The following is a 16,532-nucleotide window of genomic DNA, read 5'->3' as shown; positions in this document are numbered from 1 at the left end:
GGGGGGAAGGTCCGTCACGCCGCGGCTGCGGAGGGATCGTCCCCGGCGGGGAGAAAGACGGAGCATGTCCCGTTTCAAGTTCGTGCATGCCGCCGACCTCCACCTGGACAGCGGCCTGACCGGTCTCGAGGAAGTGGCGCCGGAGATGGCGCGGGCGGTGCGGGAGGCGTCGCTCGGCGCCCTGGACCGGATCGTCCGCCTCTGCATCGAGGAGGAGGCCAGCTTCCTGGTGCTGGCGGGCGACGTCTGGGACGAGGCGGACCGGAGCCTGCTGGCGGCCAACCGGCTGCGCGACGGGCTGGCGGAGCTGGCGCGGCACGGCATCCCCAGCTTCATCGCCTCCGGCAACCACGACCACGACGGCGGCTGGCGGCCGCGGCTGGCCTGGCCGGGGGAGGTCCACTTCTTCCCGTCCGGCCGCCCGGCCTCCTTCCCGGTGACGCGCGGGGGCCGGGAGCTGGCTCGGGTCTGGGGGATCGGCTACCCGCGGCGGGAGGTGCGCGACAACCTGGCCCGCCTCTTCCGCCGGGACGCGGAGACGCCCTACGCGGTGGCGGTCCTCCACGCCAACGTGGGCGGTCAGCCCGGCCACGACGCCTACGCTCCCGCCAGCCTGGAGGAGCTCCTGCAGGGGGGCTTCGACTACTGGGCGCTGGGCCACGTCCACACCCGGCTGGAGCTGCGCGTCTCGTCGCCGGCGGTGGTCTACCCCGGAAACACCCAGGGGCGGAACCCGCGCGAGGTCGGCCCGAGGGGCTGCTACCTGGTGGAGGTGGACGGCCGCGAGAGCCGCCTCCGCTTCGTTCCCACCCACGGCGTCGAGTGGCGCCGGCTGGAGGTCCCCATCGACGGGATGGAGGACGAGGAGTCGCTGCAGGAGGCGCTGGCCGAGGCGGTCGAGGAGGCGGCGGCCGAGCTGGCCCGGGAGGGGCGCGGCCTGATCGCGCTCCTCCGGCTGACCGGCCGCGGGCCGCTGGACGCGACGCTGCGACGGCCCCGCGTCATGGAGGAGCTCCTGGCGGTCCTCCGCCAGCGGGTGGAGGGGCGGCGCCCACCGGTCTGGGTGGGACGGCTGGAGCGGGAGACGCGCCCGCCGCGGCCGGTGGAGGCGCTGGCCGAGGAGCCTTCCCTGGAGGGGGAGATGGCGCGCCAGGTGCGGGAGGCGCTGGCCGGCGGCGCCGTCCTGGACCGCTTCCGCGGAGCCTTGCAGGAGCTGTACGGCCAGCGCGGGGTGGAGGGCCGCCTGGTCCCGCCGGAGGAGACGGAGCTGCGGTCGGAGCTCCTGGAGGCGCTGGCGCTGGCGCTGGACCTGATGGACGACGAACGGCAGCAGCGCGGGGGTGGTTCCCGGTGACGGAGCGGGAGGGCGCGGCACCGGACGGGTCGGGTGGCCGGAGCGGCTGGAGCGGTTGGGGCTTCCGGCTCCGGAGACTGAGCGTCCAGCGCTTCGCCGCGCTGCGCGACGTCCGCCTGGACCACCTGGGCCCGGGGCTGACGCTCCTCCTGGGCCCCAACGAGGCCGGGAAGAGCACGCTTCTCGCCTTCTGGGTGGATATGCTCTACGACCTTCCTGCCGCCTCCCGGAGCAGCCAGGCGGTCGACCCCTATCGCCCGCAGCCCGGGGAAGAGTGGGGCGGCGAGGTGGAGCTGGAGAGCGCCGCCGGCCCGATCCGGCTGCGCCGTCTCTTCCATGAGGGGAGGCGGCGCGCCGGGCGGCTCTGGCTGGAGCGGGACGGGAGCAGCTGGGAGGGGGAGGCGGCGGAGGCGGAGCTGGAGCGCCTGCTCGGCCAGGTGGCGCGGAGCGACTACACCACCGTCTTCGCCTTCTCCCTGGCGGAGCTGGAGGCCCTCCGCCGGCTCGACCAGGGCGAGGTGGGGAAGCGCATCTACAGCGCGGGCTTCGGGGCGGCCGAGGTGCCCGCCGTGGAGGACGAGCTGGAGCGGCGGCGAGGCGAACTCTGGAAACCCAGGGCGCGGAAGGGACCCGAGCTCAACCAGCTGCTCCAGCTGCTGGTCGACAAGGAGCGCGAGCTGGAGTCGGCGCGGCACGCGCTGGGGGAGCTGGAGCCGCTGCGCGCCGAGCAGCGCCGGGCCGAGGAAGAGGTCGCGCGGCTCGAGCCCCTACAGGCGGAGGCGGAGCGGCAGGCGCGGCGCCTCCGGCGCCTGCGGGAGCTCCGGCCGGACTGGCAGAGATGGCGCGTCCTGCGCGGCGAGGTGGAGGCGGGGCGCCGCTGGGCGACCTTTCCGGCGGAGGCGACCGAGCGGTCGGAGGAGCTGGAGGAGCGGCTCCGCCGCCTGGAGGAGCAGAGGCGGCAGCTGCGCCGGGAGGTCTCCGGCGAGGAGGCGATCCTGGACGAGCCCCTGCCCGTCGCGCTCCTGGAGGCGGCCGCCCAGGTGGAGGCGCTGCTCCGGGAGCTCCCCGACCAGCAACGGCGGGCGGCCGCTCTCGCCGAGAAGGAGCAGCGCCTGCACGACGCGGAGGCGGAGCTGGAGGCGGCGGCCCGCCGCCTGCGCCTCGACCCGGACGCGCTTCCGGCGCTCGTGGAGCGCTGGGGCGAGACCGGCCTGCCCGAGGCGGAGGGCCAGGAGCTGGCCGCCAGGGCGATGGAGGCCCGGAAGCACGCGCTGCTGGCCCGGAGCCGGTGGGAGGAGCAGGAGCTCGGCGGCGCCGAGGCGGCGGTCTCCGCACCGGATCCCGGGGAGGCCGGGGGCGCCGGCGCCCGCGGCCGGCGCCGGGGCGCGGTCGTTGTGGGCCTCGGGCTGGCCGGCTTCCTGGCGCTGGGCGCGGCGCTCCTCCACGGGCCCGCCTGGGCGGGCTGGCTTGGACTCCTGGCCGTCGGCGGCGCCCTCGCCCTGGCCCTCGCGCCCGCCCGGGGCGGCACGGCCGCGGTCCGCGAGGAGGTGGAGCGGGCACGGCTCCTCTGGGAGAGCGAGCGCCGGCGGCTGGCGCAGGCGAGGGAGGCGGCGGAACGGGAGGAGGCGGAGGCACGCGGGCGCCTGGTCGCCTGGTGCCGGCGCCACGGTCTCCCCACCGGGCTGGCGCCGGAAGAGCTGGCCGGCTGGCTGGCGGAGGCGCGCCGGCTCCCGCAGCTGCTGGCAGGCCGGGAACGACTCGAGCGGGAGCTGGCGGAGCTCCGGTCGCAGTCGGACGCCTTCGCCGCGCGGCTGGGAGAGCAGGCCGGGCGGCTCGGCGTGGAGGCGGACCCGGACCGGCTCCGGGAGCGGCTCGAGGCGGCCCGCCGGCAGCAGGAGCGGCGGCGGCAGGCGGCCGAGAGCCTGCGCCGGCTGCGCGATCGCGAGAAGGAGCTGGCGGTGGAGTCGGCCGAGGCGGAGGGTCTCCTGCGGAGCCTTCTCGAGAAGGCGGGCGTGGGGGAGGTCGCGGAGCTGCCCGAGGCGGCCGCCCAGGCGGAGCGCTGGCGGAGGCAGGGAGCGGAGCTCCAGGATCTGGAGAGCCGCCTCCGGGCGGCCGCGCTGGAGCTCTGGCCCGAGCCCGCCGATCCCCTGGCGGAACTGGACCGCCGCCTGGCCGCCACCGATCCGGAGGCGCTGGAGCAGGAGCAGGGGAAAGCCGAGGCCGAGGCGGCGGAGGTCCGCGAGCGCATCGCCCGGGCGCACCAGCGGCTGGGCGAGTTGCGGGTCCGGATCGAGCAGCTGGAGAGGAGCCGGCGCGTGGCCGAGCTGGGCGACGAGGCGGCCCGCCTCCGCGCCCGCTTGGAGGCGCGGGCAGCCGAGTGGCGGCGGCTCACCCTGGCGCTGGAGATCCTGCGGGCGGCCCGCGAGAGGTTCGAGCAGGAGCGCCAACCGGCCGTCGTGCAGAGCGCCTCGCGCCTCTTCGTCCACTTCACCGGCGGGCGCTACGAGCGCGTGACAGTCGGCCTGGGGGAGCAGCGTCCGCGCCTCGTCCCGCGCGGGGCGGGGGCGGCGCCTCTGGAACCCTGGCAGCTCAGCCGGGGCACCCAGGAGCAGCTCTACCTGGCCATGCGCCTGGCTTACATCGAGGAAGTCCGGCGCAACGGCGGCAGCCTCCCCGTGGTCATCGACGACGCGCTGGCCGACTTCGACCCCGCCCGGCTGAGGGCCGCCCTGCGCGCCCTGGGCGAGTTCGCCCGCGGCCACCAGGTGCTCCTCTTCACCTGCCACCCGCACGTGGTGGACGCGGCCCGCCGGGAGGTGCCGGACGCGCACGTGCTGGAGCTCCCCTGATCGCTCCGCCTCCCCGCCGGCTGCGCTATGCTGAGCGACGGTGCAGCGCGCGGCGAGGAAGGGGGCGCGGAGCGACGCATCCGAGTGGACCGACGGCCGGTGGCGAGGGGCCTGCGACCACCCGGGCGGAGCCGGTGGAGATCCTGGCCATCGGGCCGCACCCGGACGACATCGAGCTGGGCACCGCCGGGCTCCTGGCCCTGGAGCGGCGGCGCGGCCACTCCATCGGCCTCATCGACCTGAGCCGCGGCGAGATGGGAAGCCGCGGGAACGCGGAGATCCGGGCCCGGGAGGCGACCGAGGCGGCCCGCCGGCTGGGGGCCCGCTTCCGGCTCAACCTGGGCCTGCCCGACACCCGCATCCAGGACGACCCGGCGGCGGCACGACGCCTCGCCGTCTGGATCCGGCAGGCCCGGCCGGCGCTGGTGCTGGCGCCCTACCCGGTCGACCGGCACCCGGACCACGCCGCGGCGGGTCTGCTCGTCCAGCGGGCGGTCCTCTACGCCGGGCTCCGCCGCCTCGACCTGGAGGAAGCCCACCACGTGGTCCGCACCCTCCTCTTCTACCCCATCAACGAGCTGGTCGAGCGCCCCAGCTTCTGCGTCGACGTGACGGAGGTCTGGGAGGAGAAGGTGGCGGCGCTGGAGGCGCACGCCTCCCAGGTCGGCGAGACCGGGTTGGAGATCGACAGGAGGTTCTTCGGCCACGGGGGCTTCCTCGAGGCCATGGAGGGGCGCGCGGTCCAGTACGGGCGGATGATCGGCGCCCGCTACGCCGAGGCCTACCTCACCCGCGACCCCCTGCGCCTGGAGGATCCGCTGGCCTTCTTTTCGTCTTGACGCTGCTTCTGTGATACGGGAATCATGGGTCGACCCGGCGTCCGAGGAGTGAACAGAGACGGGAACGGAAGCAAGGCGCAGGTTCAACTGGTTCGACGTTCTGGTGGTCGCCGTCATCGTCCTCGGCGCGGCTGCGCTCGTCTGGCAGAAGGGCGTGGGGCAGGCGCGGCCGGTCTCCGCGCAGACGGTGGAGGTGACCGTCCTGGTCAGCAACCTGCGGCCGCCTTCGGTCAACGCCATCCGGCAGGGGCAGACCGTCTACGACGCCAAGGGCGTGGAGCCGCTGGGCACCATCGTGAGCAAGAGCGTGGCGCCCACGCCGCAGCAGGTGGCGCTGCCCGACGGCCGCCTGATCGTGGCGCCGTCGCCGCTGTACAGCGACGTCACCCTGGTCCTGCGCGGACCCGGCTCGGTCAGCCCCAACCGGATCCTGCTGGCCGGGCAGGAGGTCCGCATCGGCTCCAGCCTCAGCATGGAGACGCGGGACTGGGCGACCACCGGCGTCGTCGTCGAGGTGCGACCGGTCAAGTGATCGAAGGAAGTGCTTCCTAGTGGCGGGAACCGTCGCGCGAACGGCCGAGACCCGGCCCCGGAGCGCGCTTCTTCGCGGGCTGACGCTGGATCTGGACGGGCGCCCGGCTTGGCGTCGCAGCCGGAGCGGGCGGCTCCTGACCGGATGGGAAGCCTGGCTGGCGGCCCGGTTGCGCGGGCCGCTGGGCGCCCTGGACGCGCAGGTGGAATCCAGCCGCACCGGCGGTTGGCTGCTGGACGCGCTGGCCAGGCTGGGGGGCAACGCGCCGGCCGGCCTCCTGGCCGTGATCGTGGCGCTCCTCCCGTGGGTGCCGGAACCGCTGGACGCCGCCCTCCTCCTTCTCGACCTGCTCCTGCTCGGCATGGAGGCGGCCCGCGGCCGGGTGAGGCTGCGCGGCGCACCGCTGGACACGGTGGTCCTCCTCTTCGCCTGGGTGGCGGTCGTCGGAGCGGTCACCTCGGTGCACCCGGCCGGCAGCATCTACACCCTGGGCCAGTACGCCGTCTACCTCACCGCCTACGTCCTCGCCTCGCGGCTCCTGGGCGACGTGCGCGCGGTGCGGGCCTTCTGGCTGGCGGCGCTGGCCTCCGGGGCCCTGGCCGGCCTGGACGGCGTCTACCAGTACTTCACGCTGCGCGGGGTGCCGCAGGCCTGGATCGACGTGGAGACTTCCCCGGGGATCCGCGCCCGGGTCTACGCGGCGCTGGAGAACCCCAACGTCTACGCCCAGTACATGGTGCTCCTGCTCACCACGGCCCTCGCCCTGCTGGTCTCCGGCCGGATGCGGGAGCGGATGCGAGGGCGGGACTGGTGGTGGCTGGCGGGCGGAACGGTGCTGATGCTGGTGGGGCTGGTGCTCAGCTTCTCCCGCGGCGGGTGGCTCTCGTTCGCCGTGGCGGTGGTGATCCTGCTCCTGCTGCTCCAGCCCCGTTGGCTCCTCTACGGTACCGCTGCGGGCGTCCTCGCCCTGCTGGCGGTGACGCCGCTGCGCGACCGCTTTTTCTCCTCCTTCACCCTGGCCGACAGTTCCAACTCTTTCCGGATCTACATCTGGACGGGCGTCCTGCAGATGATCAAGGCCTACTGGCTCTTTGGCGCGGGGCTGGGGCTGCGGACGTTCCAGTGGGTCTACCCGCACTGGATGATCACCGGCATCGTCGCCCTCTCCAGCCACAACCAGTACCTGGAGATCGCCGCGGAGCTGGGCCTGGTCGGGCTGATCGCCTACCTGGCCCTGGGCCTGCGCACCTTCCAGGTGGCATGGAACGCCTGGCGGTTCTGGAGCCGGCGCGACGCCTGGATGGCGGCCGCCGCGGTGGGCGCCATGACGGCCGTCGTGGGCAACATGGTCCACGGCTTCGTGGACACCAGCTGGTACAGCCCGCGGGTGATCATGCTCTTCTGGTTGATCACCGGCGCGGCCGGCGCCCTGCGCGCCGCGGTGGAGGGACCGGAGGCGCCGGGCGAGGACCGGGAGGAGCCTGCGCCCGGCCTGCGGCGGGCGGGGGCCTGGGCGGGGCGGGGAGAGGCATGAAGATCCTGGTCCTGCGCCTCTTCTACATCGGGGATGTGGTCTTCACCGGCCCGGCGCTCCGCCTCCTGCGCAGGCGGCTGCCGGGCGCCCGGATCGACCTGCTGGTCCAGCGCTGGACGGCGCCTGTCGCCGAGCGCCTGCCCGGCGTCGACCGGGTGCTCACCTACGAGCCCGGCGGCGCCCACCGCGGGCCGGCCGGCCTGCTCCGGCTCGTGCGCCGCCTGCGCGCCGAGCGCTACGACGCCGTGCTCGACCTGCACGGAAACCTGAAGGCCCACTTCCTGGGCTGGGCCTCCGGCGCGCCGGTCCGGGCCGGCTTCTCCACCGGCCGCGGCGGCTGGCTCCTGACCCACCGCGTCCCCTTCCGCGAGGACCGGCCCATCGTCGACCTGCTGGCGGGGACGGCGGAGGTGGCGGTGGAGGCGCTGGAGGGCCGCCTGCGGCCGGGCTGGCAGACGCTGCCGGAGGATCCCGGTGGCGCGCCCGGGGAGCGGCGCCTGTCGATCCGCCTCGACCGGGAGGAGCGGGCGGCGGCCCGGCGCACCCTGGCGGAGCGGCTCCGGCCGGGCGGCCCGGTCGTCCTTCTCCAGCTGGGCGCCAACTGGCCTTCCAAGCGCTGGCCGGTGGAGCGCTGGGCCGGACTGGCCCGCCTCCTGATGGAGCGGCTGGACGCGCGCATCCTGTTGACCGGCGGGCCGGCGGAGGAAGCGGTCCAGCGCGAGGTGCTGCGGCTTCTCGGGCAGCCGCCGGAGGCGCCGGCCACGCCCGTCCGGGAGGGCGGGGGCGGGGTGGAGGAGGCGGGGAGGGTCCGCGTCCTGCCGCTGGCCGGCCGGACCTCGCTGCGGGAGACGGCCGCGCTGGCGGCCGAGTCGGACCTGGTGATCGCGCCCGACACCGGGGTGCTCTACCTGGCCAGCGCCGTGGGCGCTCGGGTGGTCGGGCTCTACGGCCCGACCGATCCCGACCGGCTGGGCCCGCTGGGCGAACGCGGCCGGGCGCTGGCCACGCGCCCTTCCTGCTGGCCGTGCTGGAGCGTCGACTGCCCGCTGGGCCGGAACCGCTGCCTCGCCGACCTGGAGGAAGCCCAGGTGGCGGAGGAGGCGGCGACGCTGCTCGCGACTCCCTCCGCGCTCCGCAACCGGGGCGCGGGACCGGGGGGTGGCGCCTGATCGGCCGGATCGTCGATGCGGAGAGCCTTCTCGAGCTGGTGGCGGAGGCGCGGCGCCAGGGAAAGCGCCTCGTCTTCACCAACGGCTGCTTCGACCTGCTCCACAGCGGCCATGTCCGCTACCTGGCGGGGGCGCGGGCGCTGGGCGACCTGCTGGCGGTGGGCCTGAACAGCGACGCCAGCGTCCGCCGCCTGAAGGGCCCGCTGCGGCCCTTCGTCCCCCAGCAGGAGCGGGCGGAGGTGCTGGCCGCCCTGGCCTCCGTCGACTACGTGGTCCTCTTCGAGGAAGCCAGCCCCGCGCGGCTGATCGCGGCGCTCCGGCCGGAGGTCTACGCCAAGGGCGGCGACTACGCCCGGCGGGCCCTGCCCGAGCGGCCGCTGGTGGAGGCGTATGGCGGCCAGGTGGTCCTCCTGCCGGAGGCGGAGGGGCGGAGCACCACCGCGCTGGCGGAGCGCGTGGCGGCGCGCCTGGGCGGGGAGCGGGCGCGGGAGCGCTTCCTGGCAGCCTGGAGGCGGCAGCGCGGGGAGTTCGCACGGATGGCGGGCTCCCGGCCGGAGGTGGAGGCGGGTCCGGCCGCAAGGGCACTGCTGGCCGAGGAGAGCGAGCTCTTCCGGGTCCTGGGACGGGAGGGAGGCGCGCAGGAGCCGGCCGGGCTGGCGCCGGCGGGCGGGGAGACCTCCGGTACCGGGATCGAGGCGCTCCTGGCGGCGCTCCGCGCCTGGGACGAGCGGCTGGAAGCGGCGCTGGAGCGGCTGCCGGCGGGCGCGTGGCTGGCCGGCGGTGGCGGGGCGGATGGCGGCCCGGGCGGGGAGGCCGGCGCTGCCGTCCGCCTGCGGCGCACGGACCTGGCCGGCCGTCTGGAGGCGCTCCTCCTCCGGCGGGAGAGACTCCTGGGCCTGCTGGAAGCCGCCGGCGGCCGCCGGCCGGCTACTCCGCCGGGCTCAGGCGACGCTCGATCCGCTCGGCCATCTCCAGGTCCTTCTCGGTGACGCCGCCCTCGCTGTGGGTGGCGAGGGTGAGCGTCACCTCGTTGTAGCGGACGAGAACGTCCGGGTGGTGGTCGGCTTTCTCCGCCAGGAGCGCCACCTGCTGGACGAAGCCCATGGCCTCGACGAAGTCGCGGAAGCGGTAGGAACGATGGATGGCACCGTCCGCCCACCGCCAGAAGGGCAGCGCGCCGAGGCGCCGGCGGACCTCTTCCTCGTCCAGAACCGCCATGGATATCCCTCCCTCAGCCGGTCCATAACCGGTCCGTTGCAGTTCGCGATCCGTTCAGCTCCACGCCTCGATGCCGCGCTCGCCGGCCCAGGCGCGCGCCATGCCGGCGGTGTTGAAGGCGAAGCCGAGGCCGCCGCGGGCGTCCACGCCGATCAGGCCCGCCTCCACGCCCGCCCGGCCGGCCAGGTCGATGGCGGCGCGGACGGCCTCCATGGCGTCCTCCCGTTCCATCCGCTCCACGGCCAGCCGGGTCAGCCCCAGGCGGAGGATGCCCTCGCCGTGGCCGGTGGCCGAGGCGGCGCCCAGCGGGCTGGCGAAGGTGCCGGCGCCCATCACCGGCGTGTCGCCGACCCGCCCCGGCAGCTTGAGCGAGATGCCGCCGGTGGAGGTGGCCGCGGCGACGCGTCCTTCGGCGTCGACCGCGACGGCGCCCACCGTGGAGTAGCGAGCCTCGTGACCGGCCCTCCGGGCGAGCTTCGGCCAGAACGTGGAGCGGCCCGACTCCAGCAGCTGCCTGTCGCGCTGCCAGCGCTCCAGCCGCTCCACGGTCACCGGGTTGTACGGCTCGAAGCCGCGGGCGCGGGCGAACTCCAGCGCACCCTGGCCGGCCAGCAGGAGGTGGTCGGTCTCGTCCATGACGGCCCGGGCCACGTCGACGGGATGGCGGACACGGGTGAGCGCCGCCACCGCGCCGAAGCCGCCCTCGCCGGTGGCGACGGCGGCGTCCATCTCCGCCTCGCCGGCCAGGTTGAGGACCGCGCCGGTACCGGCGTTGAAGTGGGGGTCGTCCTCCAGCGTCCGCACGGCGGCCAGTACCGCCTCCAGGGCGGAGCCCCCCGCGGAGAGCACCTCCCAGCCGGCGCGGGCGGCCTTCTCCACGCCGGCTCGCTGGAGCCCGTCAGGGTCCTCTACGTGTCCGGCGCCCCCGTGTACCACGATGCCTGCCATCTTCGCCTCTCTCCCTCCGCCCGGTCCGCGGGGGCTCCCCGCAGGCGCGGGTCCGACGGCGGTAGAATAACCCCCGAGGCGGCGCTCGGACCGCCCCAATCCTCGGAGGTGTTGGCCTTGAGCCTGCTCCAGAACACCTTGGACGTCGACTTTCTGCGCCGCCAGGCGCGGACCCTGCGCCTTGATGTGATCCGCATGCTGGAGGAGGCGGGCTCCGGCCACCCCGGCGGTTCCCTGTCGGCCGCGGACCTGGTGGCGGCGCTCTACTTCGGGATCCTTCGCCATGATCCGGCCAACCCCGGCTGGCCGGAGCGGGATCGCTTCGTGCTCTCCAAGGGACACGCTGTCCCCGTCCTCTACGCGGCGCTGGCGGAGTCGGGCTACTTCCCGCGCGAGGAGCTGAAGACGCTCCGCCGCATCGACAGCCGGCTGCAGGGCCACCCCTCGCACCGCGACCTGCCCGCCGTCGAGGCTTCCACCGGTTCGCTCGGCCAGGGACTCTCCATCGGCGCGGGCATGGCCCTGGGCGCCCGTCTCGACGGCCGGGAGAGCCGCGTCTTCGTCCTCCTGGGCGACGGCGAGCTGCAGGAGGGGCAGGTCTGGGAGGCCGCGCTGTCAGCACCCCGCTGGCAGCTGGAGAACCTGGTGGCCATCGTCGACTACAACCGCCTGCAGCTGGACGGCCCCGTCGACGAGATCCTGCCCCTGGAGCCGCTGGCGGAGAAGTGGCGCCAGTTCGGCTGGGACGTGGCGGAGATCGACGGCCATGAGATGGCCGAGATCGTCCCCGCGCTCCTGTGGGCCTCCCGGCGCGACCGGGAGGCGGAGGCGGGAGGCGACGGCGCCCTTCCTCCCGGCGGGCTGAAGCTCCCGCCCCGCCGGGCCGGAAGGCCCGCGGTCCTGATCGCGCACACGGTCAAGGGGAAGGGCGTCTCCTTCATGGAAGGGAACAACGAGTTCCACGGTCGCGCGCCCACCCGCGAGGAAGCGGCGCGGGCCCTGGCCGAGCTGGGGGGTGAGGCCTGATGGCGCTGGCTCTCGGTCCGGCCACGCGCGAGGCGTACGGCGAGACGCTGGTGGAGCTGGGGCACGAGATGCCCGAGCTGGTGGTGCTGGACGCCGACCTGGCCAAGTCGACGTACACGAAGAGGTTCGCCGAGGCCTTCCCCGAGCGCTTCTTCGACATGGGCATCCAGGAGGCGAACATGGTCGGCGTGGCCGCCGGCCTGGCGCTCTCGGGCAAGGTCCCCTTCGTCTCCAGTTTCGCCACTTTCGTCATGTCCAAGGCCTTCGACCCGATGCGCCTGGCGGTGGCCTACAGCGGCGCCAACGTCAAGATCGTGGGCAGCCACGGGGGCATCTCCATCGGCGAGGACGGCGTCTCCCAGATGTCCATCGAGGACGTCGCGCTGGCGCAGGCGCTCCCCGGCTTCACCGTCCTGGTCCCGGCCGACGCCGAGGAGACCCGCCAGGCGGTCCGTGCCGCGGCCCGCCACCCCGGTCCGGTCTTCATCCGGGTCGGGCGCCCCAAGGCGCCGGTCGTCTACGAGCGGCCCTTCCCGTTCCGGATCGGCCGCGCCCAGCTCCTGCGCGAGGGGCGCGACATCACCCTGGTGGCCGATGGCCTGATGGTGGCGGCCGCGCTGGAGGCAGCCGAGGCGCTCTCCCGGGAGGGGATCTCCGCCCGGGTCCTGGACATGGCCTCGGTCAAACCGCTCGACCGCGAGGCGCTCCGTGCGGCGGCGCGCGAGACGGGCGCCCTCGTGGTGGCGGAGGAGCACCAGATCTTCGGCGGCCTCGGCTCCAGCGTCGCCGTGGCCGTGGCCGAGATGGAGCCGGTGCCGGTGGAGTTCGTCGCCATCCGCGACACCTTCGCCGAGTCGGGCAGGCCCGAGGAGCTCCTCCGGAAGTATGGCCTGACGGCGGACGCCATCGCGGAGGCGGCGCGGCGCGCGGTCACCCGCAAGCAGCTCGCCCGGCGCGGCTCGCCGGCCTGAGGCAAGGCGCCGCCCTCGCTCGGGGCCATGGCCCGTCCCCCCGCCGTCGAGCACCGCGCCGCCGGCAGGGCGACGCTCCTCCTGCTGGCCGGGGGCCAGAGCCGCCGCATGGGGAGAGAGAAGGCGCTCCTCCCCTTCGGCGGCGAGCCCCTCATCCGGCGGATCGCGCGGCGCCTGGAGCCGGTCACCGCCGAGCTGCTCGTCGTGACCAGCCGGCCGGAGCCCTACCGGCAGATGGGCTATCGCGTCGTCGCCGACCCGCCCGGCTGGGAAGGCCAGGGCCCCCTGGCGGCGCTCCGGGCCGGGCTGGCCGCCGCACGCCAGGAAGCGGCCCTCCTGGTCGCCTGCGACATGCCCTTCGCCTCCCCCTGCCTGGCGCGGCTTCTCCTGGCCGAGGTGGATCGCGGCTGGCCCGCGGCCCTTCCCGTGGCCGGCGGCCGCGCCCACCCGCTCTTCGCCGCCTACCGCCGGGATCTCGCAACGAAGGTGGAAGAGGCTCTCCGCGCCGGGGTGCGGAGCCTGGCCGGCTTCCTGGCGGCGCTCCCGGCCCGCCGCCTGGCCGAGGAAGAGATATCCCCCTGCGGCCCGCCGGAGCGCCTCCTGATCAACGTCAACCGCCCCGAGGAGTACCGGCAGGCGCTGCGCACCCTGGCGCTCGACCCCGATCCCGAGGAGGCGCCCCCCGCCCCACCGCGCGGCCGCCCCCTGTGAGGGGGCGGCCGCCCGGGAAGGCTCCGACCCCCGTCTCGCGCAACCCGGCGCGACCTAGCGGGCGATCACCAGCGCCGAACCGTCGGCCGCGCCCGGGTTGACCACCACCGCCTGGCCCGGCTGGAGGGCGCTCGCCTCCGCCACCTGCCCACCCACGATCACCACCGGCGAGGGGCCCAGCGGGACCCGGGCCCTGCCGCCGCCCGTCTGCAGGACGAGGAACCCGCCGCGGAGGGCGACGACGGCGCCCGAGACCTGGCCGGGGGGCACCGTGACGGTCACTTCCTGGATCTGGCCCTGAGCGTCCACGGCCAGGACGACCTGGTCCCCGGTGTAGCGATCCAGTTGGCCCGGGGAAGCCTGCCCCCCACCCGTGCCCACCCGGGCGTCAGGGGCCAGGGTGGCTTGGCGGAGCGAGCCGCCCGTCCAGACGGTGAGGCTGCCACCGCCGGCCCCCACCAGCCATCCGTTGACGGTGCTGCCGGTAGAGCCGGGGTTGGATCCCCCGCCGCCCTGGTCGGCGGGCGACCCCTGGCTGGAGGCGGCGACCGAGACCGCCGTCCCGCTCTGAGGATCGGTGACGACCAGCGCGCCCATGCCCGGCTTGAGTGCGCTCGGGTCGGCCGGCCGCCCGTCCACCGTCACCCGCACGTTGGGGTCCAGCGGCAGCACCTCGGGCCCGCCGCCCGAAGCCGGGTTGAAGACGATCATGCCGGCTCCCACGGAGACGATGACGCCCGGGGTGCCGGAGGGCGGCGCCTGGGCCAGCGCGATGGCGGTGACACGCCCGGAGCCGTCCAGGCGGAGGGTCGCCTGGCTTCCCGGGAGCACCTGGCTCGGGTCCACCGGCTGGCCCTGGGCGGTGATCGCCGCGTCGGCCGCCAGTGGCAGGGTCACGCGGCTTCCGCCCGAGAGCGTCAGCGTCACCTGCGAGCTGCCGAGGGCGTCCAGCGTGCCCCCCAGGGTGAGCCCGCTCTGGCCGCGGGGATCGACCACCAGCACGGCCTGGCCGTTGGAGAGCCAGACGGTGACGCTGTCACCGACCTGGACGACCCCGGGGACGTCGCCCGCCCCGCCTGGACCGACCGCCACCGCGCCCGGGGCGAGCGGGATGTCGACCGGTCCCAGGGAGGTGTCCAGCGTCAGCGAGAGCGCGGAGACGGAGGCCACCGTTCCCTGGATCACGTTCTGCTGGCCGAGCAGGAAGCTGGCCGGCACGGTCCCCTTGACGAAGGGGACGCCGTTGACCAGCACCACGTTGGAGGGGACGGTGAAGCCGTGGCTCGGGCGGCCGACCTGGCGGAACGCGCCCAGGAGGAGCCGGGCCGCGCTGTCGCTGGTGAGCTCACGGGGCCAAGGCCCCGCCTTCTCGGGATCCAGCCATCCGATCCACGAGCAGCCGACCAGGTCCGGCGTGTAGCCGCAGAACCAGACGTGGGCCGTGGCGGTGGTCGCCACACTGACGTTGCGGCTGGCGGTCCCCGTCTTGCCCGCGGCCGGCCAGTCGGGGCCCACGCCGGTGGCGGCGGCCGCCCCTGCCGCCGTGCCGCCCGAGGTCAGCGGGAATCGGAGCAGGTAGGTCATCAGGTAGGCGGTGGAGGGCTGGATCACCTGTTTCTGGACGCCCTGGTGCTGGTAGACCGCGTCGCCGGCCGCGTCGACGATCCGCTCGATCGCATACGGCTCGGAGCGGATGCCGCCGTTGGGGAAGGCCGTGTACGCAGCCGCCATCTGCAGCACGCTGGCGCCCTTGTCCAGACCTCCCAGCGCCAGGCGACGGACATTGTTCAGGTCGGCCTGGGTCAGGGGCAGCCCGAACGCCTGGGCGTACCGGGTGGCGGTGGTGGCGCCGATCTGCTGGAGCGTCCAGACCGCCGAGACATTGAACGACTGGCCCACCGCCCGGCTGACCGGCACCATGGGCAGGTAAGGCTCCCCTGGGTAGTTGCGGACGGGCTGCCCGTCCACGGTCACGTCCGAGGCGTCGGAGACCTGGGAGACGACGGTCAGCCTGCCCACGTCCAGCGCCGGACCGTAGACGGTGATCGGCTTGATCGCCGATCCCGGCGCCATTCTTCCGGACCAGGCGGCCGCGAACTCCTGACCCAGCGGGTTGTTCTGGTAGGAGCCGTAGATCCCGCGGACGGCGCCGTTCTTCGGGTCGAGGACCACCGTGGCCGAGTCCAGGTTCCCGTCCCTCTGCAGCTGCCCGACGACACCGGTGTTGTACCCGGGGCTGTACTGGGCCTCCACGGCCTGCTGCACCTTCGGATCCAGCGTGGTGTAGATGCGGTACCCGCCGGTATGGAGGAGCGTCGGGCTGACCGGAAGATCGGAGTTCTGGGCGAGGCGGGTCAGCTCCCGGTCGACGTAGGCCAGGAACCAGGGGTAGCGGACGGTGGCGCTCTTTCCCCGGCTGAGGCCCATCTCGGCGTAACCCTGGCGCGAGGCGGCCCTCGCCTCCGCCTCGGTGATGGCGCCGGTGCGGACCATGGCCTGCAGGACCACGTCCCGGCGTTCCAGCGCGGCCTTCTGGTGCTCCGCGCGTGCCCGGGGGTCCGAGACCAGCGGGTCGAGCGCCGAGGGGGCGTTGACCAGGCCGGCCAGGAAGGCCGACTGCGCCAGCGTCAGCCGGGAGGCCGGCCGGTCGAAGTAGGTCCGCGCGGCGGCCTCGACGCCGTACGCCCCATGGCCGAAGTAGATCTGGTTCAGATAAAATTCGAGGATCTGCTTCTTGCTGTAGAGGCGCGAGATGCGGATGGCGTAGAGCGCCTCGCGCACCTTGCGCGTCACGGAGCGCTGGCTCCCGACCACGGCGTTCTTCGCCAGCTGCTGGGTGATGGTGGAGCCGCCCTGGACGATGCGGCCGGCGCGGATGTCCGCCCATAGCGCCCGGGCGATGGCCAGGGGGTCGATGGCCGGTTCCGTCCAGAAGTTCCGGTCCTCGATGGCCACGACGGCCTGTTGCATGCTGGGCGCGATCTGGCTGAGGGGGACCGGCTTCCGGTTGGCGGTTCCGGGGAGCGCCCCCACCTCGTTTCCATAGCGGTCGTAGATCAGGGTCGCCGAGGAGCCCATGAGGCGATCCGGCGAGATGCCCGGCAACGGACCGACCAGGGCGTAGAGCAGCATGCCCACTCCCAGCGCGGCCACCGCCGCCACGGCGATCCAGAAGATCGCCCAGGCGGTGCGGCGCCTCGATCCGGAGTTCCGAGCCCCCGCGCCCGATCTCCCGCCGCCGGTCCCCTGGTGCCCGCCGGAGGAGGAGCCGGGAGCCCGACCCTCGCCTTCGCGCATGGTCAGCCTCCTTCCCCACAAAGGGTACGATAGCGGTCCCGAAAGACGAACCGGGCCCTGCCGGCCCGGTCCCCGGCAGGGCCG

12 protein-coding genes and 1 pseudogene are annotated in these 16,532 nt (G+C 74.8%); 10 read left to right on the top strand and 3 right to left on the bottom strand.

The window, feature by feature from the left end:
• Positions 1 to 64: 64 nt before the first annotated feature.
• The 7 genes and pseudogenes from QJR14_03955 to rfaE2 all read left to right on the top strand — a co-directional run bounded on the left by QJR14_03955 (position 65) and on the right by rfaE2 (position 9,266).
• Positions 65 to 1,354, top strand: coding sequence for a DNA repair exonuclease (locus QJR14_03955; GenBank protein ID MDI3316760.1), 1,290 nt, complete (start codon positions 65 to 67; stop codon positions 1,352 to 1,354).
• Positions 1,351 to 4,203, top strand: a complete 2,853-nt coding sequence (locus tag QJR14_03950) for an AAA family ATPase (protein ID MDI3316759.1) — start codon at positions 1,351 to 1,353, stop codon at positions 4,201 to 4,203. The genes QJR14_03955 and QJR14_03950 overlap by 4 nt, the downstream gene beginning before the upstream one ends.
• Positions 4,204 to 4,337: 134 nt before the next feature.
• A complete protein-coding gene (gene bshB1, locus QJR14_03945; protein MDI3316758.1) occupies positions 4,338 to 5,042 on the top strand; it encodes a bacillithiol biosynthesis deacetylase BshB1 in 705 nt (234 codons plus the stop codon).
• Between the two features lie 91 nt (positions 5,043 to 5,133).
• Positions 5,134 to 5,574 (top strand): annotated as a pseudogene (locus tag QJR14_03940) (DUF4330 domain-containing protein).
• Positions 5,575 to 5,593: 19 nt separating this feature from the next.
• Positions 5,594 to 7,108, top strand: a complete 1,515-nt coding sequence (locus tag QJR14_03935; protein MDI3316757.1) for an O-antigen ligase family protein — start codon at positions 5,594 to 5,596, stop codon at positions 7,106 to 7,108.
• A complete protein-coding gene (locus tag QJR14_03930; protein ID MDI3316756.1) occupies positions 7,105 to 8,277 on the top strand; it encodes a glycosyltransferase family 9 protein in 1,173 nt (390 codons plus the stop codon). Before QJR14_03935 ends, QJR14_03930 begins: the two co-directional genes overlap by 4 nt.
• A 38-nt stretch (positions 8,278 to 8,315) precedes the next feature.
• Entirely contained in the window at positions 8,316 to 9,266 is a 951-nt protein-coding gene (gene rfaE2, locus QJR14_03925; protein ID MDI3316755.1) for a D-glycero-beta-D-manno-heptose 1-phosphate adenylyltransferase, read from the top strand.
• Here rfaE2 and QJR14_03920 read toward each other — a convergent pair.
• Positions 9,205 to 9,495, bottom strand: coding sequence for a 4a-hydroxytetrahydrobiopterin dehydratase (locus QJR14_03920; GenBank protein MDI3316754.1), 291 nt, complete (start codon positions 9,493 to 9,495; stop codon positions 9,205 to 9,207). The two genes, rfaE2 and QJR14_03920, sit on opposite strands and share 62 nt — an antisense overlap.
• A 54-nt stretch (positions 9,496 to 9,549) precedes the next feature.
• Entirely contained in the window at positions 9,550 to 10,443 is an 894-nt protein-coding gene (locus QJR14_03915) for an isoaspartyl peptidase/L-asparaginase (GenBank protein MDI3316753.1), read from the bottom strand.
• Between the two features lie 111 nt (positions 10,444 to 10,554).
• Here QJR14_03915 and QJR14_03910 point away from each other — a divergent pair, with 111 nt between their 5' ends.
• From QJR14_03910 to QJR14_03900, 3 genes are read left to right on the top strand one after another with little or no spacing between them, the layout of a single operon-like run.
• Positions 10,555 to 11,469, top strand: a complete 915-nt coding sequence (locus QJR14_03910) for a transketolase (protein ID MDI3316752.1) — start codon at positions 10,555 to 10,557, stop codon at positions 11,467 to 11,469.
• Complete coding sequence (locus tag QJR14_03905; GenBank protein MDI3316751.1) at positions 11,469 to 12,440, top strand: transketolase C-terminal domain-containing protein; 972 nt, start codon at positions 11,469 to 11,471, stop codon at positions 12,438 to 12,440. Before QJR14_03910 ends, QJR14_03905 begins: the two co-directional genes overlap by 1 nt.
• Positions 12,441 to 12,467: 27 nt before the next feature.
• Complete coding sequence (locus tag QJR14_03900) at positions 12,468 to 13,151, top strand: molybdenum cofactor guanylyltransferase (GenBank protein ID MDI3316750.1); 684 nt, start codon at positions 12,468 to 12,470, stop codon at positions 13,149 to 13,151.
• A gap of 54 nt (positions 13,152 to 13,205) precedes the next feature.
• Here the strand turns inward: QJR14_03900 and QJR14_03895 are convergent, their stop codons facing one another.
• Positions 13,206 to 16,448 carry a transglycosylase domain-containing protein gene (locus QJR14_03895; GenBank protein MDI3316749.1) on the bottom strand — a complete coding sequence of 1,081 codons (3,243 nt, stop codon included), beginning with the start codon at positions 16,446 to 16,448 and terminating at the stop codon, positions 13,206 to 13,208.
• Positions 16,449 to 16,532 lie beyond the last annotated feature (84 nt).

The sequence above is a fragment of the Bacillota bacterium genome (genome assembly GCA_029961055.1).
In the GTDB taxonomy this organism is placed as follows: Bacteria; Bacillota; Sulfobacillia; order JAIMAT01; family JAIMAT01; genus JAIMAT01.
Note: the sequence above shows the minus strand (reverse complement) of the source record. Positions and strands in the feature narration are given on the sequence as shown.